We start from the raw sequence: 22,201 nt of genomic DNA on the forward strand, positions 1-22,201 counted from the left end.
ACCTCAGACGCCGCCCGCACCAAGGCGTTGCGCCGGTGGCTGCACCTCTACAACCATCACCGCACCCACACCGCACTCGGCGGTCTTCCGCCGGCCAGCCGCGTGCCCAACCTGTCGGAGCAGAACAGCTAGCCGGCGCCGCTAGACCCGCACGCCGGCGTCGCGGGCGACCAGCACCCCGTGCAGCTCGGCCAGGCCGACGCCGGCCAGGGTGTCGCGCAGCACCAGCCCGGCCGCCGGCTCCAGTGGCTGCAACGAGGGCACGCCGAGCACCGCGGCGCCCGCGGCGAGCCCCGCGGTCACGCCGGCCACGGAGTCCTCGAGCACCACGCAGCCGTCGGGGTCGACGCCGAGCGCGGCCATGGCCTGCCGGTAGGGCGCGGGGTCGGGCTTGCGGGCGGGGACCTCGTCGCCGCACACGGTGACGTCGAACGGGGGCACGTCGGGGAACGCCTGGCCGATCGCGGCGAGGACGACGTCGGCGAGTCGCCGCGGGGTGGTGGTCACCAGCGCGGTGAGGACGGCGGCGTGCCGGATCTCCGCGATCAGCTCGCGGGCGCCGGGCCGCCAGTGGATGTCCCCGCCGAGCAGCTCGGCCACGCGGTCCTCGATCCACCGGCAGTCGGCGAGGAACTGCTCCTCGCTACGGACCACGCCGAGGTCGGCGTACAGGATGTCCATCGCCACCCGCATGCTGGTGCCCACGGTCCGCTGCCGGGCCCGGTCGGACATCCGGCCGCCGAGCCGGCGGGCCAGGGCGAACATCGCCTCGCCCCAGTACTGCTCGGTCTCCACCAGCGTGCCGTCCATGTCGAACAGCACCGCCTGCAGGGCGGTCCCCGCCGTCGTGTCGGTGCCGGCGTCGCTCCGCAGGATCTCCATCACGTCCACGGTAGGCGCCGGGTCGCGGCGACCGGCCGCCCGCCGGCCGTGAGATCGGCAACGCCCCGGGGCGCTCACTCGTCGTCGGTGCGGTACCCGAGGTTGGGCGAGAGCCACCGCTCGGCCTCGGCCAGGGTCCAGCCCTTGCGGCGCGCGTAGTCCTCGACCTGGTCGCGGCCCAGGCGGCCCAGCACGAAGTAGCGCGACTGCGGGTGGGAGAAGTACAGCCCGCTGACCGCGGCCCCCGGCCACATGGCCATGCTGTCGGTGAGCCGGATGCCGGTGGCCGCCTCGACGTCGAGCAGCTCCCAGATGGTGCGCTTCTCGGTGTGCTCGGGGCAGGCGGGATACCCCGGTGCGGGACGGATCCCGCGGTAGCGCTCGGCGATGAGCTCGCCGTTGTCGAGGTGCTCGTCGGGGGCGTAGCCCCACAGCTGGGTGCGCACCCGCTCGTGCAGCCGCTCGGCGAAGGCCTCCGCCAGGCGGTCGGCCAGCGACTCGAGCAGGATCGCGCTGTAGTCGTCGTTGGCCGCCTTGAACGCCGCGACCCGCTCGGCCACGCCCAGACCGGCGGTGACGGCGAAGGCACCCACGTAGTCGGCCAGCCCGGTCTCCCGGGGCGCGACGAAGTCCGCCAGCGACTTGCGGGGCGCGCCGTCGCGGCCCTCGGTCTGCTGGCGCAGCTGGTGGAGGGTGGCCCGGACGGCGGTGCGGGACTCGTCGGTGTAGACCGCGATGTCCTCGCCGTCCACCCGGTTGGCGGGGAACAGGCCGACGACGCCGGCCGCCCGCAGCCACCGTTCCCGCACGATCCGGTCGAGCATCGCCTGGGCGTCCTCGAACAGCCGGCGGGCGGCCTCGCCGGTCGCCGGGTTGTGCAGGACGTCCGGGAACCGGCCGCGCATCTCCCAGGCGGAGAAGAACGGCTGCCAGTCGATGTAGCGCCGCAGCTCGTCGAGCGACTGGTCGGGGAACGACCGGACGAACCGGCTCGCCGCGCCGTGCCGGTGCTCGCGGTCCGGGGCGCTGCAGACGTCGCGGGCCTGCTGCAGCAGCATGCGCGGCCGGGGCGGGGTGTAGCTGCTCCAGTCCAGCGCCGGCGCGGCGGCGCGCGCGGCCGCCAGCGGGAGCATGGTGCGGGTGTCCTGCCGGGCCGCGTGCCGCTCCCGCAGCGCGGCGTACTCGTCCTCCACGCCGGCCAGCAGCGCCGGGCGCTGCTCGTCCGACAGCAGGGCGGCGACCACCGGCACCGACCGGGAGGCGTCCTTCACCCAGATGACCGGGCCGTGGTAGGCGGGGGCGACCTTCACCGCGGTGTGCGCCCGCGAGGTGGTGGCGCCGCCGACCAGCAGCGGGATCTCGAAGCCCTGCCGTTCCATCTCGGAGGCGAGGGTGACCATCTCGTCCAGCGAGGGGGTGATCAGGCCCGACAGGCCGATGACGTCGGCGCCCTCCTGCTTGGCGGTGTCGAGCACCGTCTGCGCGGGCACCATGACCCCGAGGTCGACGACGTCGTAGTTGTTGCACTGCAGGACGACCCCGACGATGTTCTTGCCGATGTCGTGCACGTCGCCCTTGACGGTGGCCATCACGACCTTGCCGTTGCTGCGCTCTGCGTCGCCGGGGCGCTTCTCGGCCTCGATGAAGGGGATGAGGTAGGCGACGGCCTTCTTCATCACCCGCGCCGACTTGACCACCTGCGGCAGGAACATTTTGCCCGCGCCGAACAGGTCGCCGACGACGTTCATCCCGGCCATGAGCGGGCCCTCGATGACCTCGATCGGCCGGCCGCCGCGGGCGCTGATCTCGGCCCGCAGCTCCTCGGTGTCGGCCTCCACGAACTCGTCGATGCCCTTCACCAGGGCGTGGGTGATTCGCTCGCCGACCGGCAGCGCCCGCCACTCCTCGGTGGCGGCCTCCTTCGCCGCGCCGTCGGCGGCGTGGTCACCGGCGATCTGCAGCAGCCGCTCGGTGGCGTCGGGGCGGCGGTTGAGGACGACGTCCTCGATCCGCTCGCGCAGCTCGGCGGGGACCTCGTCGTAGACCTCGAGGGCACCGGCGTTGACGATGCCCATGTCCATGCCGGCGGCGATGGCGTGGAACAGGAACACCGCGTGGATGGCCTCCCGCACGCGGTTGTTGCCGCGGAAGGAGAAGGAGACGTTGGAGACGCCCCCGGAGACCAGCGCCCCGGGCAGGTGGGCCTTGATCCAGCGCGTGGCCTCGATGAAGTCCAGCCCGTAGTTCGCGTGCTCCTCGATGCCCGTGGCGACGGCGAAGACGTTGGGGTCGAAGATGACGTCCTCGGCGGGGAACCCGACCTGCTCGACGAGGATGTCGTACGCCCGCCGGCAGATCTCGGTGCGCCGCTGCAGGTCGTCGGCCTGGCCCTGCTCGTCGAAGGCCATGACCACGACGGCCGCCCCGTGCTTGCGGCACAGCCGCGCCTGGCGCACGAACTCCTCCTCGCCGGACTTCAGCGAGATCGAGTTGACGATCGACTTGCCCTGGACGCACTTGAGGCCGGCCTCGATGACCTCCCACTTGGAGGAGTCGACCATCACCGGGACACGGCAGATGTCGGGCTCGGCGGCCACCAGCTTGAGGAAGCGGTCCATGGCCGCGACGCCGTCGATCATCCCCTCGTCCATGTTGACGTCGATGACCTGCGCGCCGGCCTCCACCTGCTGCCGGGCCACGGCCAGCGCGGCCGCGAAGTCGCCGGCCCGGATGAGGTTGCGGAACCGGGCGGAGCCGGTGATGTTGGTCCGCTCCCCCACGTTGACGAACAGGGAGTCCTCGTCGACGGTGAGCGGCTCCAGCCCGGACAGCCGCAGCGCCGGGCGGGTGGCGGGGGGCGTCCGCGGCGCCACGCCGGCGACGGCCGCGGCGACGGCGGCGACGTGCGCCGGGGTCGTGCCGCAGCAGCCGCCCACCAGGTTGACGAAGCCGCTGCCGGCGAACTCGCCCAGCACGGCGGCGGTCTCCTCCGGCGACTCGTCGTACTCGCCGAAGGCGTTGGGCAGGCCGGCGTTGGGGTGGCAGGAGACGAAGGTGTCGGCGATCCGGGCCAGCTCGGCGACGTAGGGCCGCAGGTCGGCGGCGCCCAGCGCGCAGTTCAGCCCGACCAGCAGCGGGCGCACGTGCCGGACGGAGTTCCAGAACGCCTCGGTGACCTGGCCGGACAGGGTGCGGCCGGAGGCGTCGGTGATGGTGCCCGAGACCATCACCGGCCACCGCCGCCCGCGCTCCTCGAAGAGCGTCTCCAGGGCGAAGACGGCCGCCTTGGCGTTCAGGGTGTCGAAGACGGTCTCGATGAGCAGGACGTCGACGCCGCCGTCGACCAGCCCGTTGGCCTGGGTCAGGTAGGCCGCGGCCAGCTCGTCGAAGCTGACGTTGCGGGCGCCGGGGTCGTTGACGTCGGGCGAGATGGAGGCGGTGCGGCTGGTCGGGCCGATGGCGCCGGCGACGTAGCGGGGCTTGTCCGGCGTCCGCCCGGTCATGACGTCGCACTCGCGGCGGGCGAGGCGGGCGGCGGCGAGGTTGAGCTCGTAGGCGAGCCCCTCCATGCGGTAGTCGGCCAGCGAGATCGCCGTGGCGTTGAACGTGTTGGTCTCGATGACGTCCGCGCCGGCCTCGAGGTACTCGCGGTGGATGCCGGCGACGATCTCGGGGGCGGTGATGCTCAGCAGGTCGTTGTTGCCCTGCACGTCGACCGGCCAGTCGGCGAACCGCTCCCCGCGGTACCCCGCCTCGTCGGGACGGTGGCGCTGGATCGCGGTGCCCATGGCGCCGTCGAGCACGAGGATCCGCCGCTGGAGCAGGGTGGTGAGCTCGGCGGTGGCATCGGGACGGAGCGCGGGGAACTCGGGCACGGGCTGTCCTCGGGAGGGGTTCGGGCACGGTCACGAGAGCGTCCGGCGCCAGGGCTCTGGCAACTCCGACGGGCGGCGGTGCCTCGTCGTCCGCGAACTGCGGGCCCCATCGTCCCATCCCGGGCGCCCGCACGGTCGTCGCCCTCGCCCGGTCGGCTGATCGCACCACCTCGAGCCGCGCGTGGACCGAGGCCGACGCCCGGACCGACGTAGGCTTCCAGGGGTGATCGACCCGAAGTCCACCCCTGAGGACCTGCCCCGGTTGACCGACCCGATGGTGGTCGTCGCCTTCGAGGGCTGGAACGACGCCGGGGACGCCGCCACCGGGGCGCTGGAGCACCTCGAGCTCATCTGGGACGCCAGGCCGCTCGCCGCTCTCGACCCCGAGGACTACTACGACTTCCAGGTCAACCGGCCCACCGTGTCGCTCGTCGGCGGGGTCAGCCGCCGCATCGAGTGGCCGACCACCCGGATCTCCGTGGCGCGCCCGCCGGGTGCACAGCGCGACGTCGTCCTGATCCGCGGCATCGAGCCGAACATGCGCTGGCGGGGCTTCTGCGAGGAGCTGATCGAGCTGTGCCGCGAGCTCGACGTCCGCTCCGTCGTCGGCCTCGGCGCGCTGCTCGCCGACACGCCGCACACCCGGCCCACCCCGGTGACCGGCTCGGCCTACGACGCGGAGTCGGCGGAGCGCTACGGCCTCGACACCTCCCGCTACGAGGGGCCCACCGGCATCCTCGGCGTCTTCCAGGACGCCTGTGTCCAGGCGGGACTGCCGGCGATCAGCTTCTGGGCCGCCGTCCCCCACTACGTCTCCCAGCCGCCGTCGCCCCGGGCCACCGTCGCGCTGCTGCAGCGCGTGGAGGAGGTGCTGGAGATCCCCGTGCCGCTCGGCGCCCTGCCGGAGCAGGCCGAGGACTGGGTGAAGACGGTCGACGAGATGGCCAACGAGGACGCCGAGGTCGTCGAGTACGTGCGCTCGCTGGAGGAGCGCGCCACGGAGTTCGACCTGTCCAACGCCAACGGCGACACCATCGCGCGGGAGTTCGAGCGGTACCTGCGCCGCCGGGGCGGCACGAGCTGACGTCGGCCCCGTCGCCGCCACGAGCCCGGGCCGGTGGTCGCGACGGGGTCCTCCCGCCGGCGCCGGCGCGGGCCTCCCCCGGTCGCTGCCCCTCCCGTCCGACGTGCCCGGCGGTGGCGCCTGACGGCGCGCCGTGTTGGGGATAACGGTCGTACGTCGGGCGGCGTACCCCCGCCGGGCGGTCGCCGGGGGGCGGCTACTGCAGGCGGAGCAGGGGCCGCATCGCCGACGTCGCGTCGGCGTCGAAGAGCCGGTCGTGCATCGTGAGGGCGAACCGGTCGGTCATCCCCGACACGTAGTCGACGACCTGGGTGACGGGGTCGGCCGCGGTGTCCCGGTAGGACGCCGGGATGAGGTCGGGACGGGCCAGGTGGTGGTCGACCAGCCGCCGGGTGACGTCGATGGCCAGCTGCTTCTGCCCGGCCGCGGTCTCCGAGGCGTACACCCGCTGGAACATGAACGCCCGCAGCTCGTGCATCGCCGCGAGCGGCTCGGCGGCCATGACCACCGCTCCCCCGTCGGCCAGCGACCCCTCGACGACCGCGTCGACCATCGCGCCCACCATCTCGCTGCCCGGGTCGCCGAAGACCGCGCGGGCCCGGGTGGGGAGGTCGGCCACCCGCAGCACGCCGGCGCGGACGGCGTCCAGCGCGTCGTGGGAGAGGTAGCCGATCCGGTCGGCGTACCGCACGCACTCGGCCTCCCGGGTGGCCGGCGGCGGGTCGATCTTCCAGCTGTGCGCGCGGATGCCGTCGCGGACCTCCCAGGTGAGGTTCAGCCGCTCCAGCACCTCGACGATCCGCACGCCCTGGGCGGCGTGGTGCCAGCCACCGGGTACGTACGGCTCCAACGCGTCCTCACCGATGTGACCGAACGGTGAGTGGCCGAGGTCGTGGCCCAGGGCGACCGCCTCGGCGAGGGTCTCGTTGAGCCCCAGCGCCCGGGCCAGGGACCGCGCCACCTGGGTGACCTGCAGCGTGTGGGTCAGCCGGGTGACGAAGTGGTCACCGTCGGGATTGAGGAAGACCTGCGTCTTGTGCTTGAGCCGGCGGAAGGCCTTGGCGTGCAGGATCCGGTCGCGATCGCGCTCGAAGGCGGTGCGCAGGGCGTCCTCCGGCTCGGTGACCGCCCGCCCGCGGGTGGCGGTCGAGCGGGTGGCCGCCGGTGCGAGGGCCTCCTCCTCGCGCTCCCGGGCGGCCCGGTCCACCAGCCGGAAGCCGCCCATCAGGCGTCGGCCAGGGCCACACCGAGCAGCGCGTCGACGGCGTCGCAGACCACGCCCGGGGCGCCGTCCTCGAGCTCGTCGCCCGGCCCGGCGGCCAGCGTCGCCGCGGCCCAGGCGTCGACCAGCGCGATCGCCCCGGGGCTGTCGAGGTCGTCGGACAGCCGCTCCCGCAGCCCCTGCAGCACCGGTGCGGCGGGGGCGCCGGCCGGCAGCGCGACGGCGCGACGCCAGGTCGCCAGCCGGGTGCGGGCGGTGTCCAGGAGGTCCGGGGTCCAGAACCGGTCGGTGCGGTAGTGCCCGGACAGCAGCGCCAGCCGGATCGCCATCGGGTCGACGCCGTCACCGCGCAGGCGCGAGACGAACACCAGGTTGCCGCGGCTCTTGCTCATCTTCTCGCCGTCCAGGCCGATCATCGCCGCGTGCACGTAGGCCCGGGCGAACGGCTTGGTGGCGGTGAGCGCCTCGGCGTGGACGGCGGAGAACTCGTGGTGGGGGAAGACCAGGTCGCTGCCACCGCCCTGGACGTCGAACCCCATGCCGATGGTCTCCAGCGCGATGGTGGCGCACTCGATGTGCCAGCCGGGCCGGCCGGCGAGGCCGCGCGGGCCCGCCCAGGACGGCTCGCCGGGGCGGCGGCCCCGCCACAGCATCGGGTCGAGCCGGTTGCGCTTGCCGGCGCGGTCGGGGTCCCCCCCGCGCTCGGCGGACAGGCGCAGCATCGTCGCCTCGTCGTAGCCGGACTCCCCGCCGAAGCCGGGGGCCTGGGAGACGTCGTGGTAGACGTCGCCGGTGCCGTCGTCGAGGACGTAGGCCAGGCCCTCGTCGAGCAGGTCCTCGATGTGGGCGACGATCCGCGGGATGGACTCCACCGCGCCGACGTAGTCCTCGGGCGGCAGCACCCGCAGCGCGGTCATGTCCTCCCGGAACAGCGCCGTCTCGCGCATCGCGAGGACGATCCAGTCCTCGCCGTCGCGCTCGGCGCGCTCGAGCAGGGGGTCGTCGATGTCGGTGACGTTCTGCACGTAGTGGACCGCGTGGCCGGCGTCCCGCCACACCCGGTTGACCAGGTCGAAGGCCAGGTAGGTGGCGGCGTGGCCGAGGTGGGTGGCGTCGTAGGGCGTGATGCCGCAGACGTACATGCGGGCGGTGCCCTCGGGGTTGGTGGCGACCACCTCGCCGCGCGCGGTGTCGTGGAGCTTGAGCACGGGACCGGTGCCCGGGAGGGTCGGCAGGAGCGGAGCAGGCCAGGCGAGCACGCCCCGAGCCTAGATGCGGCTACCGGGCGGGCCCCGCGGACCTCATCCTGGGGCGACGACGTCCCGCGCCGGAGGAGCCACCGTGGAGCCCGACGAGTACCTGCCGGTCCTGCAGAAGACCAACGCCCGCTTCGCCGACGCCGCCGCCGAGGCGGTGCTGGCGCACGGCTGGCGGGCCCGGGTGCCCGGCTGCCCCGGGTGGACGCTGGCCGACCTCGTGTGGCACCTGGCCGAGGTGCAGCACTTCTGGGCGTGGGTGGTGCGCACCCGCGCTCCCGACCCGGGCACCTACGTGGCGCCGGTGCGGCACCCGGACGACGAGTTGCTCGGCTACGGGCTCGCGCAGTCCGCGGAGCTGGAGACCGTGCTGGCCGGCGCGGACCCGGCGGAGCGGGTGTGGACGTGGGCGCCGCGGCAGGACGTCGCCTTCGTGCTGCGCCGGCAGACGATGGAGGCGGTGGTGCACACCGTCGACGTCGAGCAGGTGCTCGGCGACGTGCGGCCCGTCCCCACCGCGGTGGGGCTCGACGGGCTCGACGAGTGGCTGGAGGTGATGGTGCCCGGCGTCTTTCCGGACGGGCCGCCGGAAGGCGCGCACCCGGTGGTGTTCCACGCGGTGGACGCCGACGCCGAGCGCACCCTGTTCCCCGGCTCGCGGCCGTTCCCGATCGCGGCGCTGACCGGCACCGCCGGTGACCTGCTGCTGGCCGTGTGGCGGCGCGTGCCGCTGGAGGTGCTCACCGTGGACGGCGACGGGCTGCAGGCCGCGGCGATGATCGGGCTGGTCCGGCTGGAGTAGCCGCCGGCTCCCGCCCGGCGACGGTCGTCCCGGCCGCGGGGGCCGCCGCCGTGCGGGTCCGGGGGCTCACGGCCAGGTGGTGGCGTGCCGGTCGAACTCCTCGGTCTGGACGCCGACCACGCAGAACACCAGCCCGGAGGGGTCCTTCATCTGCCAGAAGCCGCCCATGTCCTCGATCCGCCGGGCGCCGAGGGCCTCCAGCCGGGCGACCTCGGCGGGGACGTCGTCGGTCTCGATGTCGACGTGCCAGCGCGGCAGCGTCCCGACCCCGGTGCGCTGCACCTCCAGGTGGAAGCCGTCGGCGAAGGAGCCCAGGGCCGACCAGTCGTCGTCGACGGCGTCGGGCTCGACGGGGTGGCCGGTGGCGGCGGCCCAGAACGCCCGGCCCTCGTCGTGCAGCTTGGGCGGCAGGTCGAGGAGCAGGACGGCCAGACGGGATCGGTGCGGCATGTGCCCACTGTGGCCCTCCCGGGCTCCCGGCCCCAGGCCGACGGTCAGAACGGCGGCCAGGGCAGCGCGGGCCAGTCCCCGCTGGGCTGCGGGTGCCGGCCGGTGCGCAGCAGCTCGGCGACCCGCTGCTGGGTGCGGCGCACCTCGCGGCGGGTGAGGTGCTCGTGCAACTGCTCCCCGAGGTCGCCGAGCAGGTCGCCGGTCAGCTTCTCCAGCACCGCGACGGCCTCGGCGGGCAGCGGCTGCCCGGCCCAGCGCCACAGCAGGGTGCGCAGCTTGGGCTCGACGGAGAAGCAGATGCCGTGGTCGACGCCGTACACGTGGCCGTCGGGCGTCGGGATGATGTGCCCGCCCTTGCGGTCGGCGTTGTTGACCACGGCGTCGAACACCGCCATGCGCCGCAGCCCGGGGTGGTCGGAGCGGACGAACGCGGCGAGGTCGACGTCCTCGTCGCCGTCGATCCACAGCTGGACCATGCCGGGGCCGAAGGGTCCGTCGCGCAGGACCGTGGGCGGGACGACGCGCCAGCCGGTCGCCTCGGAGACCAGGGCGGCGGCGACCTCCCGGCCGGCGAGGGTGCCGTCGGGGAAGTCCCAGAGCGGGCGCTCGCCGGCCACGGGCTTGTAGACGCACTCGGCCTCGAGTTCCCCGGTGCGGATCGTGCCGACCAGGGTGACGTTGCTGGCGTCGAGCATCCGCCCCTCGAGGTCGATCTCGCCCTCGAGGAGCAGTGCGCGGGCCTCGTCGTCCCCGGCCGGCGCGCGCAGGTCCGACGCCGGGTCGGCGGGGCGCTCGGTCATCGGGGCGGGCGGCCGGTGCTCAGCGGCGGTAGCCGTTCTGCCGCGGGCACACGTGCCCGCTGGGGTCCAGCGGCAGGGAGCACAGCGGGCAGGACGGCCGGCCGGCGGCGATCACGCGGCGGGCCCGGACGACGAACGCCCGGGCGGCCGCGGGGGTGATGGTGACCCGCAGCGCGTCGGGCCCCTCCTCGCTGTCGGAGAGGATGGCGTCCTCGTCGACCGGCTCCTCGCCGGCGGCCACGGCCTCCACGACGACGGCCTGCGCGTCGCCGTCCCAGGCCAGGCCCATCGCGGCCACGCGGAACTCCTCGTCGACCGGCGCGGTGAGCGGCTCGAGGTCGTCGACCTCGGCGTCGGGCGGGACGACGGTGCCCGGCCGGGTGGCCACCTCGTCGAGCAGCTCGTTCATCCGGTCGGCGAGCACCTGCACCTGGGTCTTCTCCAGCGCCACGCTGACCACGCGGCCGGTGGAGTCGGAGGCCTGCAGGTAGAAGGTGCGGTCTCCGGGCTGCCCGACCGTCCCCGCGACGAAGCGGGCCGGGCGGTCGAAGAGATGGACCTGGCGCGGCACGGGCCCCAGGTTACGCGGGCGGGCGTCCCGGGCGAGCCGGAGACGCCGAGGTCACACGGTCGCGCCGGCCCCGCCGCCGACGACGGCGTCGGAGTCGGTCCTCCTCCGGCGCCGGCTCTTCCTCTTCGGCGGGATCAGCGCGGCGACGTCGCCGCCGGTGTCGTTCACGCGGACGACGAACGGGCGGGTCTCGGTGTAGGTGACGACCGAGAGGGACGCGGGGTCGACGACGATCCGCTGGAACTGGTCCAGGTGCAGGCCCAGGGCGTCGGCGAGGACGGCCTTGATGACGTCGCCGTGGCTGCAGGCCAGCCAGACCGCGTCGGGCCCCAGCGTGGCGTTCCAGGCCCGGACGGCGGCGACCGCGCGGGCCTGGGTCTGCGCGAGGCCCTCCCCCTCGTCGCCGGGGAAGACCGCGGCGGAGGGGTGCTGCTGCACGACCTTCCACAGGGGTTCCTTGACGAGGTCCTTGAGCGGCCGGCCGGTCCAGTCGCCGTAGCGGGCCTCGCCGAGGCGGTCGTCGGTCTGCAGCTGCAGGTCGCGCCCGCCGAGGACGGCGGCCGCCGTCTGCCGGCACCGCTCCAGTGGGCTGCTGACCACCGCGGCCAGGGGCACCGGGGCCAGCCGCTCCCCCACCGCGCGCGCCTGCGCCTGCCCGGTCTCGTCGAGCTGCACGCCCGGGGTCCAGCCGGCGAGGACGCCGCCGGTGTTGGCCGTCGAGCGGCCGTGCCGCAGGAGGAGAACGGTGGTCACGACGCCCGAGGGTAGAGGGCCGGGCCGGCGGTGATCATGGCGTCGGTGCCCGTGGACACGCCGGGCGCGGCCTGTCCACGGGCACCGCCGCGGTCACTGGGCGGCGAGCACCCCGGTGCCGAGCAGGACGAGGACCAGCCCGCCCAGCAGCAGCCGGTAGACGACGAACGGGGTGAAGCTGCCGCGGTCCAGGTACCGGAGCAGCCAGGCGATCACGGTCCAGCCCACGCCGAAGGCGAGCACCGTGGCGAGGACCGTCGGGCCCCACGACACGGTCTCGCCCGCGACGTCGCCGGTGAGGGCCTCGTAGGCCTGGAAGAACCCGGAGCCCAGGACGGCGGGCACGGCCAGCAGGAACGAGTAGCGCGCGGCCGCCGCCCGGGAGTAGCCGAGGAACAGGCCCATGGTGATCGTGCCGCCGGACCGGGACACCCCGGGCACCAGCGCCATCGCCTGCGCGAGGCCGAAGGCGATGCCGTGCCCGACGGTGAGCTGGTCCAGCTCGCGTTTCTTGGCACCCACCCGGTCGGCCCAGAACAGGATCAGGGAGAAGGCGATCAGCGCGGTGGCGACGATCCAGAGGCTGCGGAAGGTGGTCTCGATGCGGTCCTGGAACAGCAGCCCGAGGACGACGATCGGCACGCTGCCCACGATGATCAGCCAGCCCATGCGGGCATCGGGGTCGCGGCGCATCGACCGGTCGCCCAGCGAGCGCACCCAGGCGGCGGTGATGCGGCCGATGTCGCGGCGGAAGTAGAGCAGCACCGCGGCCTCGGTGCCGATCTGGGTGATGGCGGTGAACGCCGCTCCCGGGTCGCCCCAGCCGAAGGCCTCCCCCACCACCCGCAGGTGGGCGCTGGAGGAGATCGGCAGGAACTCGGTGAGGCCCTGGACCAGCCCGAGGACGACGGCTTCGACCCAGCTCATCGTGCGGTCGTCCCCCGGCGCGTCACGGGCGTGCGGCGGTGGTGGGGCGGGGCGGGTCTGCGGAGCACGGGAGGCCACCCTAGGCGGGCGCGGGCCCGATCCCGGCGCGCCGCCCCGGGAACCGCCGGTCCCCGGCCCGGGCACGGGGTCGCCGGTAGGTTGGCCCTCCGTGGAACAACGCGCGCTGGGGCGCAGCGGCCTGGTCGTCTCCCGCCTGGCGCTGGGCACCATGACCTGGGGCCGGGACACCGACGAGGACGAGGCCGCCATGCAGCTGACGGCGTTCGTCGACGCCGGCGGCACCCTGGTCGACACCGCCGACGTCTACTGCGACGGCGAGAGCGAGCGCACCCTCGGCCGGCTGCTGTCCGACGTCGTCCCCCGCTCCGACGTGCTGGTCGCCACCAAGGCCGTCGGGCGCACCGCGCCGGGCCCGATGGGCCGCGGCGCCTCCCGGGGGCACCTGCTGGCCGCCCTCGACGCCTCCCTGGACCGGCTGGGCCTGGACCACGTCGACCTGTGGCAGCTGCACGCCTGGGACGACACCACCCCGGTCGAGGAGACGCTGGCCGCCTGCGACACCGCCGTCGCCTCGGGGCGGGTGCGCTACGTCGGCATCAGCAACTTCACCGGCTGGCAGACCGCCCAGGCGGTGACCTGGCAGCGGGCCTGGCCGGGACGGGTGCCGCTGGTGAGCACCCAGGTCGAGTACTCGCTGCTGCAGCGCGGGGTGGAGCGCGAGGTGGTGCCGGCCGCCGAGGCGCTGGGTCTGGGGGTGCTGGCCTGGTCGCCGCTGGGCCGGGGGCTGCTCACCGGCAAGTACCGGCACAGCACGCCGGCGGAGTCCCGCGGCGCCTCCCCGCAGTGGCAGGCGTTCATCGACGGGCTGCGCAGCGCCACCGCCGACCGGATCGTCGAGGCCGTGGTCACCGCCGCCGAGGGGCTGGGCACCAGCCCGCTGGCCGTCGCCCTGGCCTGGGTGCGGGACCGTCCCGGCGTCACCGCGCCGGTCGTCGGCGCGCGCACCGCCCAGCAGCTCCAGGCCTCCCTCGACGCGGACGCGGTGCGGCTGCCGGCCGCCATCCGGACGGCGCTGGAGGACGTCTCGGCGCCCTACTTCGGCTACCCGGAGCGGAGGTGAGCGAGCTGGCGAGCCCACCGATGAGCACCGCGGCCGACCCGGTCTTCGCCGCGTTCTGCGCCGCCGGGCTGTGGCCGGGGCTGGGCAGGCGGACCGCGGCGGAGCTGCCCGCCGCGGGCATCACCTCCCCCGACGACGTCACCGCCGACCGGCTGCTCAGGCTGCCCCGGGTCGGCCGGCAGCGCGCCGAGCGGCTGTTCTCGAGCTTCCTGGCCGCCGCACCCACCTACGAGGTGGTGGCCCTGCTGGTCGGCGCCGGCCTCGACGCGAAGCTGGCTGCCACCGCCGCCGACGCCCTCGGCACCGATGCGGCCCGCCGGCTCCGCGACGACCCCTGGGCGCTGCTCGGCCTGACCGGGGTGACCCTCACCGACGCCGACCGGCTGGCGATCGCCGTCCTGCCCGGGGCCGACCGCCAGGACACCCGGCGCGGCCGGGCGGTGGTGGCCATGACCCTGCGGACGGCGACCCGCGACGGGCACACCGTGCTGCCCGCGGACCTGGTGGTCGCCGCGCTGCGCGCCGAGGGCATCGCCGACCCGGCGGCGGCGATCGTCGCGGCCGTGGAGTCCGGCGACGTGCTCGAGCACGAGCCGCCCGAGCCCGAGTACGACGAGGACGGGGAGGGCGGGGCGGACGGCTCAGCGCTGCCCGAGCCCGACCCGGCGCTGCGCATGCTGTCGCTGGCCCGCTACGGCATGGCGGAGGAGGCCGTCGCGGAGAACGTGGCCCGGTTGGCCGCCACCGCCGAGCGGATCGCCGACCCCGCCGCCGTCCGCTCGGTGGCCAAGGGGCTGGACGAGGCGCAGAAGCAGGCCGTGGCCCAGGTCCTCGGCGCCGGGGTGTCCCTGCTGACCGGGGGGCCGGGCACCGGCAAGAGCCGCACGGTGGCGGCGGTGGTGTCGCTGCTCCGGTCCCGGGGCAGCGAGGTGGCACTGGCCGCGCCCACCGGGCGGGCGGCCAAGCGGCTGGAGGAGCTGACCGACCACCCGGCGGTCACCGTGCACCGGCTGCTGGGCGCCCAGGGCACCTCCGGCGGTTTCGCCCGCAACGAGGAGTGGCCGCTGGACGCCGACGTCGTCGTGGTCGACGAGGCCTCGATGCTCGACGTCGAGCTGACCGCGGCGCTGCTGGAGGCCTGCCAGGACGGCACCCACCTGCTGCTGGTCGGCGACCCCGCGCAGCTGCCCTCGATCGGCCCCGGCCACGTCCTGGGGGACCTGATCGACTCCGGCGTCGTGCCGGTCGTGGAGCTGACCACCCTCTACCGGCAGGCCGAGGGCGGCGCGATCGCCCGCCTGGCCAACGCCGTGCGCGGCGGGGAGCTGCCGCCGGTGGACTCCCCCGACCGCGAGGTCGTCGTCGTCCCGGCGACCGGCTCCGCGGAGGCCGCCCGGCGGGTGGTGCAGCTGGTCACCGACTCCATCCCGCGCGCGCTGGGGATCGACCCGGCGACGGTCCAGGTCGTCACCCCCGTGCACCGCGGGCCGGCCGGCACCCTCGAGCTGAACAAGGCGCTCAAGGCGGTGCTGAACCCGGGCGACGGCACGGTGTGGGGCTTCGATGTCGGCGACCGCGTGGTGGCCACCGCCAACCACCTGGACCTCGAACCGATCGGGTTCGCCAACGGCGAGGTCGGGGTGGTCACCGGCACCGGCGAGGGCACCCTGGACGTCGACTTCGCCTCCGGGCCGGTCACGGTCAGCGGCACGGCGATGAGCGACCTGCGGCACGGCTGGGCGATCACCGTGCACCGCGCGCAGGGTTCGGAGTGGCCGGGTGTCGTCGTCGTCCTGCCGCCCGAGGCCGGCGGGATGCTGTCGCGGCCGCTGGTCTACACCGCGCTCACCCGCGCCCAGCGGCACCTGTCGATCGTGCACGCGACCGGCGCGGCGCTGGCGCGGGCGGTGAGCCAGGTCGACGCCCGGCCGCGGCGCACCCGGCTGGCGCAGCTGCTCGCCGAGAACGCCGGCTGAGAGAGGACCCCTGCCCCACCACTCGCAGGCTCGCGGCGGGATCCTGCAGGGGACCTCAGGCGCGGGCGGCCAGGGCGGCGCGCGCGGCGCCCAGCAGCTGCCGGGTGGCCGCGTGCAGCTGTCCGGGGCAGGTGAGCGGCCGGGCGAAGGGGATCTGCAGGTCACGGGTGCTGGTGAGCCGCTCGATGCGCAGCCGGTAGCCGAAGCGGTCGACCCCCAGCGGGCGGACGACGTCACGCGGACCGAGCTCGCCGGCCGGGATGCGGCTGCGCAGCAGCTGGAGCACCTCGGGGTGGTCGCGGTCGAGGTGGCGCAGCATCCCCGCCTCGACGCCGGCCAGCGGGTCGGGGCGGGCGGCGGCGAACCCCGGTGGGCTGATCTCGGCGCAGCCGCTGCCCTCCCGCAGCACCACCTCGGCCAGGTCCAGGCGCAGCAGCGTGGTCTCGCCCCCGACGTCGAGCAGCGGGCCCACCGGCCGGACGTCGGCGAAGTCGACCGCGGCCCGGCGCTGGTCGGCCGGCCGGACCGGGGTGAGCCAGCCGGACAGCCACAGCTGGGCGCGCAGCTGGTCGCGCAGCGGAACGGGCGCCCGGTCGCTGACCATCAGCACGGTGGTGAGGTCGGGCTGGTCGGCCAGGGCGGTGGCCACCTCCCCCGCGCTGGCCACCAGCACCAGCACCTGCCCGTCGCGGGTCGTGGCGTGGGCCAGCGGACGGCTGGGCGCCAGGCCGCGGACGCAGAGCGCGGCCGCCTGCCGGGAGGCGACGGTGCGGGCCCGTTCGGCCGGGTCCGCCAGCACAGCGGGCGGCGCGGAGCTCCCACCGGAACCGGTCGTCATGGGCGCTCCCTCGAGATCTGCGGCACGGGACTTAGGGAAGCCTAACCACAGGTGGCGTCGGGGGGAAGGTCGAGCCGGAGCGCCGCGCCGTCCGGACCGGGGCGTCTCAGATCGAGACAGCACGACTCCCCGGAGGCCCGTTGCCCCGGCTTCCGGTGCGGGTGTCCCATGGGCCGCACACCGGGCGCCGGTCCGCGGCGCCCGGTCCGACCAGGGGGCTGCCGTGCTCGTGACCACCTGCCGCCGCACCGCCGTCATCGGCGTCGTCACCGTTCTCGCGCTCGGCAGCAGCAGTGCCGTCGCCGGCGCGGAGGGCCCGGGGCCGCTGGCCTCCGAGCCGGTCGTGCCCACGCTCACCTGGACCGACTGCGGCACCGCCGAGGCCGGGACGGCGGCCGGCGTCCAGTGCAGCACCGCACCGCTGCCCCTGGACTACGACGACCCCGCCGGCGAGCAGGTGCAGATCGCGGTCGCCCGGGTGCCCGCCACCGAACCGGCCAACCGCATCGGCTCGCTGTTCTACAACTTCGGCGGGCCCGGTGCCTCGGCGATCGACTACCTGCAGGCCAACGGGCCCGGCGTGTTCGCCTCCCTCAACCGGCGGTTCGACATCGTCGGGTTCGACCCCCGCGGCGTCGGGCAGAGCAGCCCGGCCATCGACTGTCGCGTCGACCAGGTCACCGAGGGGCTCTGGGGGCACCCGTTCCCGACCCCGCTGGACCTGGACCCCGACGCGCTGCTGGGCCGGGCGCAGCGCTACGTCGACGCGTGCACGGCCAACAACGGCGCGATCCTCGAGCACGTCTCGACGGCGAACGTCGCCCGCGACATGGACGTCCTGCGCGCGGCGCTGGGTGAGGAGCGGCTGACCTACCTCGGCTTCTCCTACGGCACCTTCCTCGGCGCGACCTACGCGGCCCTGTTCCCCGACCGGTACCGGGCGCTGGTCCTCGACGGCGCCCTCGACCCGACGGCCTACGTGCACGACCCGGTCGGCGTCAGCACCGCCCAGAACGCGGCGCTTGAGCGCGCCCTCGGCCGCTTCACCGCCGCCTGCGCCGCCGACCAGGCCGCCTGCTCCGGGTTCGGTGGCAGCGACCCGCTGGCCGCCTACGACGCACTGCTGGCCACGGCGGACGCGACGCCGATCCCCGCGCCCGGCTTCGCGGCCAACCCCGAACCGGTCTCCGCCGAGGTCGTCCTCGACGTCACCCAGACGCTGCTGTACTCCAAGCGGCTCTGGGGCCTGCTGGGGGCGGCGCTGGCCGAGGCGGCCGCGGGAGACGCCTCGCGGTTCCGCGCGATCTTCGACGTGGCGGTCTACCCGGAGGAGCCCGACGGCTCGGACGACCCCGGCCCGGACCGGTTCGTCGCGATCAACGCGAGCGAGCGGCAGTGGCCGCGCGACGTCGACTCCTACCTCGAGCGCGGAGCCCGGGAGTGGGCCGCCTTCCCGCACTTCTGGGCCACGGCGGCCTACGCCGAGGTCGGGTTCGCGCTGTGGCCCCGGACCGACGAGGACGCCTTCGGCGGTCCCTTCGTCGCCTCCCCCACCGCCCCGCCGGTGCTGGTCATCGGGACGACGTACGACATGGCCACCCCCTACGCGGGTGCCGTGCAGATGGTGCGCCAGCTCGGCAACGCGCGGCTGCTGACCATGGAGGGCGACGGGCACACCGCGTACGCGGGCAAGTCGCCCTGCATCGATGCGGCGACCGACGCCTTCCTCGTCGACCTGGCGCTCCCGGCCGAGGGGACGGTGTGCCAGCAGGAGGTGCCGTTCACCGCCCCGGCGCCGGCTCCGGTCGGGGTCTCGGTGGCCGGCGAGCTGCTCGTGCGGGCGCCCCGCTGACGACCGGCCCGGCGGCCGGGGTCCGGGCCGGCGTCGTCGGGGAGCCCGCCGCCGGAGGACCGTGACGCCGGCGGCGGGGATCAGGTGAGGTCGGGCTCCTCCTCCACGGGGACGTCGGCCTCCTGCTCGAGGACGTCGGCCTCGTTGGCCTCGCGGTCGCCCACGGGCCGCAGGGGCGCCCCGGTGCCTCGTGGCCGGGCGACCAGTTGCTGCTCCAGCGCATCGGCTTCCGGCACGTCCTCCGCGGGCGGGGTGGCGTCGGCGGCGAGGGACACCTCGGGCGGATCGACCAGGTCCTGCTGCTCGGCGCGATCGGCGGCGGTCGCGTCGATGCCGGGGTCGGTCACGTCGTCCTCCCTCTCGTCGTGCGGGCGGGGTCGGACCCATCCTGCCGCCCGCACCGGTGCCCGGCAGTCCGGGAGGCGACGGACACGTGTGCATGTGGCGACGGGCAGGCACAATCGGGATGATGGAGGCGGTTGCCGGGGATTACGAGTTCGCGCCGCTGCGGATCCCGCCGGGTACGTCCCGGTCCGCGGCGGCGACCATGCTGAGCCTGCAGTCGGACGTCGGTGGCTGGGAGCTCGCCCGGCTCCAGCTGCACGCCGACGGCACGCGGAAGGCCATCCTGCGCCGGCGGGCGCGGCTGTCCTACCTGCCCAAGCCGCACATCTGAGCCGGCCGGGACGGCCGCGCCGGTCGGCCGTCCCGGGCCGGTGGGCCGGGCGGGCACGGGCTGCGACCCCGTGCCCGTGTACCCGCGCGTCCCTGGTCGGCGCGGAGTCGGCCGGGGTGCCCGCCGTGGCCCTGTCGTCGAACATCCACTCCCGGCCGGCCCGCGGCATCCCGCCGTTCGGCTCGGGCCTGTCCCCCGCGCGGGGCCTGCCCGGGCGGGCACGGGACCGGGCGCTCAACGCGCTGGCCTCGGCGCTGTGGAACCGCGGGCGGCGCGACCTCGACGGTGCGCGGACCGCCCTGGGGTTGCCGCCGCTGCGCGACGTCTGGGCCCAGTGGGACCGCGCCACCCGCGTGCTGGTGCTGACCTCCCCGGCGTTCGACCTGCCGGCCGAGCTGCCGGCCAACGTGCGCTCGTGGTCGTGGGCCTGTCGAGCACCTACATGCAGCAGGCCGACCTGCTGCGCCGGATCGTCCGGGCGCTGGAGTCCCTGCCGGTGCGGGCGGTGGTGCCCACCGGTCCGGCGGTCGACCCCGCCGAGGTCCCGGCAGCGAGCGCATCCGCGTCGTCCGCGCCGCGCCGCACGCCCAGCTGCTCCCGCTCCCTCAGGGGACGAGGACGACCTTGCCCACGGTGCCGCGGTCGCCCAGCCGCGCCAGCGCCTGCGGGGCCTGGTCGAGCGGCAGCACGTCGCCGACCATCGGGTCGATCCGACCGCCGGCCACCAGGGCCATGAGCTCCCGGTGCGTGCTGGCGATCAGCGAGGGCTCCTGGGTGCGGTAGAGGCCCCAGTGCAGGCCGACGACGCTGTAGTTCTTCACCAGCGCGTGGTTGGCCGGGGCCTCGGGGATCCGGCCGCTGGTGAAGCCGACCACGACCAGCCGCCCCTCGAAGGCGATGCACTTGCGGGACCGGTCGAAGACGTCGCCCCCCACCGGGTCGTAGACGACGTCGGCGCCGTGGCCGCCGGTGACCTCCTTGACCACGCCGACGAAGTCCTCGCTGGTGTAGTCCACGACGTGGTCGGCGCCGAGCTCGCGGCACACCTCGACCTTGCGGGCGCCGCCGGCGGTGGCGATGACCCGCGCCCCGGCGGCCTTGCCCAGCTGGATGGCGGCCGACCCGACCCCGCCGGCGCCGGCGTGCACCAGCAGCCACTCCCCCGGCTGCAGGTGCGCCCGGCGGTGCAGGCCGACGTGCCCGGTCTGGTAGGTCAGGTAGAGGGAGGCGGCCTTCTCGTCGGTCATGGCGTCGGGCACCGGCCAGGCGGCGTCGGCGTCCATGAGGGCGTACTCGGCGAAGGCGCCGGGCCCGCCCGAGGGGCCGCCGATCACCCGCTGGCCGGTCTCCACGACCTCCCCGCACAGCTCCACGCCGGGGGTGAAGGGCAGCGGCGGCCGCTCCTGGTACCGGCCCTGCACCATGAGGATGTCGGGGAAGTTCAGCGCCGCCGCGCGTACCCGCACGAGCACCTGTCCGTCGGAGGGGGTGGGCTGCTCGACGTCCTCGAGCCGCAGCACCGTCGAGGGATCACCGAGTTCGTGGACCCGCCATGCACGCATGGCGCCGACCCTGCCAGACGCGCGGTGACCGGTGTCACGGGCCCGGCCCGGTTCGCCGTCGGCGTCCGGCCGTGACAAGGTGCGGGCCGGCGGTCGTCGCCCTCCACGGCGACCGGGAAGGACGTCGATGATCTCCCAGCTCACCGATCGCCTGCGCTTCCTGCGGGCGTTCGTCACCAACCCCCGCCAGGTCGGGGCCGTCCTGCCGACCTCGCGCTGGGCGGTGCGCGACATGCTCGACCTCGCCGACGTCCCCTCGGCCCGGCTGGTCGTGGAGCTCGGCGCCGGGACGGGCTCCCAGACCGGCGAGATCCTCGCCCGGCTGGGCCCGGACGCGCGCCTGGTGGCCCTGGAGATCGACCCCCAGCTGGCCAAGCTGCTCGTCGAGCGGCACCCGGACCCCCGCCTCACGGTGGTGTGCGACTCGGCCGAGTTCCTCGACGCGCACCTGGACGGGTCGCTGGCCGACGTCGTGGTGTCCGCCCTGCCCTACACCTCGCTGGAGCCCGGGCTGCGCCGCCGGATCCTCGACGTGCTGCCCCGGGCCATGACACCGCAGGGCGTGACCCTGGTGATCCAATACTCGCCGCTGATGGAGGGCGAGCTGCGCCGGCGCTTCGCCACCGTGCGGCGCCGGATCTCCCCGTGGAACGTGCCCCCGGCGTTCCTGTTCGCCTGCACCGGGCCGACCGGCCCCGCCCGGTAGCGGTTCAGCGCATCGACGGCGGGCGCAGCGCCTCCGGGACGACGGCGGTCTCACCGGTCGCGGTCCGCGCGCTGGGCACGCCCTTGAACCGGTACGGGACGGCGCCGATGCCCGGCTGGACGATGTAGGCCGCGCCGGGCTCGCCCGAGGCCCAGGCCGCCAGCATCGCGTCGGCCACCTCCTCGGCGGTCAGCACCGGGAAGCCGGCCTTCTCGAACTCCTGGCGGATCGGGTCGATGATCGCGGTGTCGGCGAAGCCGGGGCACACGGCGGTGACGGTGATGCCCTCGGCGGCCAGCCGGGGCGCCATCGAGCGGACGAACGCCACCGCCCCGCCCTTGGCGACGCTGTAGCCGGGGTCGGTGGCCATCGGCGAGAGCCCGGCCAGCGACGCCGTCACGACGATCGCGCCGCCCCCGGCCCGCTGGAGCGCCGGCAGGGCGGCCTCGGTGCCGTAGACGACGCCGAAGAGGTCGACGTCGACCACCCGCAGGAAGCCGTCGACGTCGAGCAACCGGTCGGAGTCGAACCCGGCGATGCCGGCGTTGAGGAAGACCGCGTCCAGCCGGCCGTGCTCGGCCTCGACCTGCTCGACGACGGCGCGGTTGGCGGCGCGGTCGGTGACGTCGAGGACGGCGAACGCGCAGCCGAGCTCGGCGGCGGTGGCGCGGGCCCGCTCGCTGTCGAGGTCGGCGAGGACGACGGTGACGCCGCCCTCGCGCAGCTTGGCGGCCAGGGCCCGGCCGAAGCCGCCGGTCCCCCCGGTGATCAGCGCGACGGAACCGGGACCGGGGGTGCGATCGCTCACCCCGGCATCACACCACGCCC

Annotated in this window: 21 protein-coding genes; 8 read left to right on the forward strand and 13 right to left on the reverse strand. The window is 75.2% G+C overall.

Annotated features, from left to right (window positions below; genetic code table 11):
* Positions 1-132: integrase core domain-containing protein (locus ACI78V_RS09040; protein WP_456850665.1), on the forward strand; the 132-nt coding region annotated here is incomplete at its 5' end.
* Between the two features lie 9 nt (positions 133-141).
* Here ACI78V_RS09040 and ACI78V_RS09045 read toward each other — a convergent pair.
* Positions 142-882 (reverse strand): HAD family hydrolase, encoded by a 741-nt coding sequence (locus ACI78V_RS09045; RefSeq protein WP_456850509.1) that lies wholly within the window; start codon positions 880-882, stop codon positions 142-144.
* Positions 883-956: 74 nt separating this feature from the next.
* Positions 957-4,757: a methionine synthase gene (gene metH / locus ACI78V_RS09050; protein ID WP_456850510.1), complete on the reverse strand. Its 3,801-nt coding sequence runs from the start codon at positions 4,755-4,757 to the stop codon at positions 957-959.
* Positions 4,758-4,980: 223 nt separating this feature from the next.
* Between metH and ACI78V_RS09055 the strand changes: the two genes are divergently transcribed.
* The gene (locus ACI78V_RS09055; protein WP_456850511.1) at positions 4,981-5,841 is read left to right on the forward strand and encodes a PAC2 family protein; all 861 of its coding nucleotides are present in this window, start codon (positions 4,981-4,983) and stop codon (positions 5,839-5,841) included.
* A gap of 196 nt (positions 5,842-6,037) precedes the next feature.
* Here ACI78V_RS09055 and ACI78V_RS09060 read toward each other — a convergent pair whose 3' ends face one another.
* Together ACI78V_RS09060 and mshC are read right to left on the reverse strand one after the other, a co-directional pair.
* Entirely contained in the window at positions 6,038-7,066 is a 1,029-nt protein-coding gene (locus tag ACI78V_RS09060; protein ID WP_456850512.1) for an HD domain-containing protein, read from the reverse strand.
* A complete protein-coding gene (gene mshC / locus ACI78V_RS09065) occupies positions 7,066-8,322 on the reverse strand; it encodes a cysteine--1-D-myo-inosityl 2-amino-2-deoxy-alpha-D-glucopyranoside ligase (RefSeq protein ID WP_456850513.1) in 1,257 nt (418 codons plus the stop codon). The genes ACI78V_RS09060 and mshC overlap by 1 nt, the downstream gene beginning before the upstream one ends.
* A gap of 82 nt (positions 8,323-8,404) precedes the next feature.
* On the opposite strand from mshC, the gene ACI78V_RS09070 reads away from it, so the two are divergent.
* On the forward strand, positions 8,405-9,121 hold the full coding sequence (locus tag ACI78V_RS09070) for a maleylpyruvate isomerase family mycothiol-dependent enzyme (protein ID WP_456850514.1): 717 nt from the start codon (positions 8,405-8,407) through the stop codon (positions 9,119-9,121).
* A gap of 66 nt (positions 9,122-9,187) precedes the next feature.
* Here ACI78V_RS09070 and ACI78V_RS09075 read toward each other — a convergent pair whose 3' ends face one another.
* From ACI78V_RS09075 to ACI78V_RS09095, 5 genes are all read right to left on the reverse strand, one after another.
* Complete coding sequence (locus tag ACI78V_RS09075) at positions 9,188-9,571, reverse strand: VOC family protein (protein ID WP_456850515.1); 384 nt, start codon at positions 9,569-9,571, stop codon at positions 9,188-9,190.
* Positions 9,572-9,615: 44 nt separating this feature from the next.
* Positions 9,616-10,371 (reverse strand): SCO1664 family protein, encoded by a 756-nt coding sequence (locus ACI78V_RS09080; RefSeq protein WP_456850516.1) that lies wholly within the window; start codon positions 10,369-10,371, stop codon positions 9,616-9,618.
* Positions 10,372-10,390: 19 nt separating this feature from the next.
* The gene (locus ACI78V_RS09085; RefSeq protein ID WP_456850517.1) at positions 10,391-10,942 is read right to left on the reverse strand and encodes a DUF3090 family protein; all 552 of its coding nucleotides are present in this window, start codon (positions 10,940-10,942) and stop codon (positions 10,391-10,393) included.
* A gap of 51 nt (positions 10,943-10,993) precedes the next feature.
* The gene (locus tag ACI78V_RS09090; RefSeq protein WP_456850518.1) at positions 10,994-11,695 is read right to left on the reverse strand and encodes a histidine phosphatase family protein; all 702 of its coding nucleotides are present in this window, start codon (positions 11,693-11,695) and stop codon (positions 10,994-10,996) included.
* Between the two features lie 93 nt (positions 11,696-11,788).
* Entirely contained in the window at positions 11,789-12,622 is an 834-nt protein-coding gene (locus ACI78V_RS09095) for an undecaprenyl-diphosphate phosphatase (protein WP_456850519.1), read from the reverse strand.
* Between the two features lie 169 nt (positions 12,623-12,791).
* Here ACI78V_RS09095 and ACI78V_RS09100 point away from each other — a divergent pair, with 169 nt between their 5' ends.
* Positions 12,792-13,763: an aldo/keto reductase gene (locus ACI78V_RS09100; protein WP_456850520.1), complete on the forward strand. Its 972-nt coding sequence runs from the start codon at positions 12,792-12,794 to the stop codon at positions 13,761-13,763.
* Positions 13,760-15,739: an AAA family ATPase gene (locus ACI78V_RS09105; protein WP_456850521.1), complete on the forward strand. Its 1,980-nt coding sequence runs from the start codon at positions 13,760-13,762 to the stop codon at positions 15,737-15,739. Before ACI78V_RS09100 ends, ACI78V_RS09105 begins: the two co-directional genes overlap by 4 nt.
* A gap of 55 nt (positions 15,740-15,794) precedes the next feature.
* Here the strand turns inward: ACI78V_RS09105 and ACI78V_RS09110 are convergent, their stop codons facing one another.
* Positions 15,795-16,577 carry a DUF2470 domain-containing protein gene (locus tag ACI78V_RS09110; RefSeq protein WP_456850522.1) on the reverse strand — a complete coding sequence of 261 codons (783 nt, stop codon included), beginning with the start codon at positions 16,575-16,577 and terminating at the stop codon, positions 15,795-15,797.
* 223 nt (positions 16,578-16,800) lie between these two features.
* Here ACI78V_RS09110 and ACI78V_RS09115 point away from each other — a divergent pair, with 223 nt between their 5' ends.
* On the forward strand, positions 16,801-18,429 hold the full coding sequence (locus ACI78V_RS09115; RefSeq protein WP_456850523.1) for an alpha/beta hydrolase: 1,629 nt from the start codon (positions 16,801-16,803) through the stop codon (positions 18,427-18,429).
* Positions 18,430-18,509: 80 nt separating this feature from the next.
* Here ACI78V_RS09115 and ACI78V_RS09120 read toward each other — a convergent pair whose 3' ends face one another.
* Entirely contained in the window at positions 18,510-18,776 is a 267-nt protein-coding gene (locus ACI78V_RS09120; protein ID WP_456850524.1) for a hypothetical protein, read from the reverse strand.
* A gap of 122 nt (positions 18,777-18,898) precedes the next feature.
* On the opposite strand from ACI78V_RS09120, the gene ACI78V_RS09125 reads away from it, so the two are divergent.
* A complete protein-coding gene (locus ACI78V_RS09125; RefSeq protein WP_097206678.1) occupies positions 18,899-19,105 on the forward strand; it encodes a DUF5703 family protein in 207 nt (68 codons plus the stop codon).
* Between the two features lie 605 nt (positions 19,106-19,710).
* On the opposite strand, the gene ACI78V_RS09130 is transcribed toward ACI78V_RS09125, so the two are convergent.
* Positions 19,711-20,667 (reverse strand): NADPH:quinone oxidoreductase family protein, encoded by a 957-nt coding sequence (locus ACI78V_RS09130; protein WP_456850525.1) that lies wholly within the window; start codon positions 20,665-20,667, stop codon positions 19,711-19,713.
* 127 nt (positions 20,668-20,794) lie between these two features.
* On the opposite strand from ACI78V_RS09130, the gene ACI78V_RS09135 reads away from it, so the two are divergent.
* Positions 20,795-21,373 carry a class I SAM-dependent methyltransferase gene (locus ACI78V_RS09135; protein ID WP_456850526.1) on the forward strand — a complete coding sequence of 193 codons (579 nt, stop codon included), beginning with the start codon at positions 20,795-20,797 and terminating at the stop codon, positions 21,371-21,373.
* Positions 21,374-21,377: 4 nt separating this feature from the next.
* Here the strand turns inward: ACI78V_RS09135 and ACI78V_RS09140 are convergent, their stop codons facing one another.
* Positions 21,378-22,181 carry an SDR family oxidoreductase gene (locus ACI78V_RS09140; protein ID WP_456850527.1) on the reverse strand — a complete coding sequence of 268 codons (804 nt, stop codon included), beginning with the start codon at positions 22,179-22,181 and terminating at the stop codon, positions 21,378-21,380.
* Positions 22,182-22,201 lie beyond the last annotated feature (20 nt).

It is taken from the genome of Geodermatophilus sp. SYSU D00742 (assembly GCF_054049935.1).

Bases quoted from the DNA above. Each gene is read 5' to 3' on its own strand.
- ACI78V_RS09045 (WP_456850509.1), bottom strand. From the start codon at position 882: ATGGAGATCCTGCGGAGCGACGCCGGCACCGACACGACGGCGGGGACC.
- ACI78V_RS09060 (WP_456850512.1), bottom strand. From the start codon at position 7,066: ATGGGCGGCTTCCGGCTGGTGGACCGGGCCGCCCGGGAGCGCGAGGAG.
- ACI78V_RS09075 (WP_456850515.1), bottom strand. From the start codon at position 9,571: ATGCCGCACCGATCCCGTCTGGCCGTCCTGCTCCTCGACCTGCCGCCC.
- ACI78V_RS09080 (WP_456850516.1), bottom strand. From the start codon at position 10,371: ATGACCGAGCGCCCCGCCGACCCGGCGTCGGACCTGCGCGCGCCGGCC.
- ACI78V_RS09095 (WP_456850519.1), bottom strand. From the start codon at position 12,622: ATGAGCTGGGTCGAAGCCGTCGTCCTCGGGCTGGTCCAGGGCCTCACC.
- ACI78V_RS09110 (WP_456850522.1), bottom strand. From the start codon at position 16,577: ATGACGACCGGTTCCGGTGGGAGCTCCGCGCCGCCCGCTGTGCTGGCG.
- ACI78V_RS09125 (WP_097206678.1), top strand. From the start codon at position 18,899: ATGGAGGCGGTTGCCGGGGATTACGAGTTCGCGCCGCTGCGGATCCCG.
- ACI78V_RS09130 (WP_456850525.1), bottom strand. From the start codon at position 20,667: ATGCGTGCATGGCGGGTCCACGAACTCGGTGATCCCTCGACGGTGCTG.
- ACI78V_RS09135 (WP_456850526.1), top strand. From the start codon at position 20,795: ATGATCTCCCAGCTCACCGATCGCCTGCGCTTCCTGCGGGCGTTCGTC.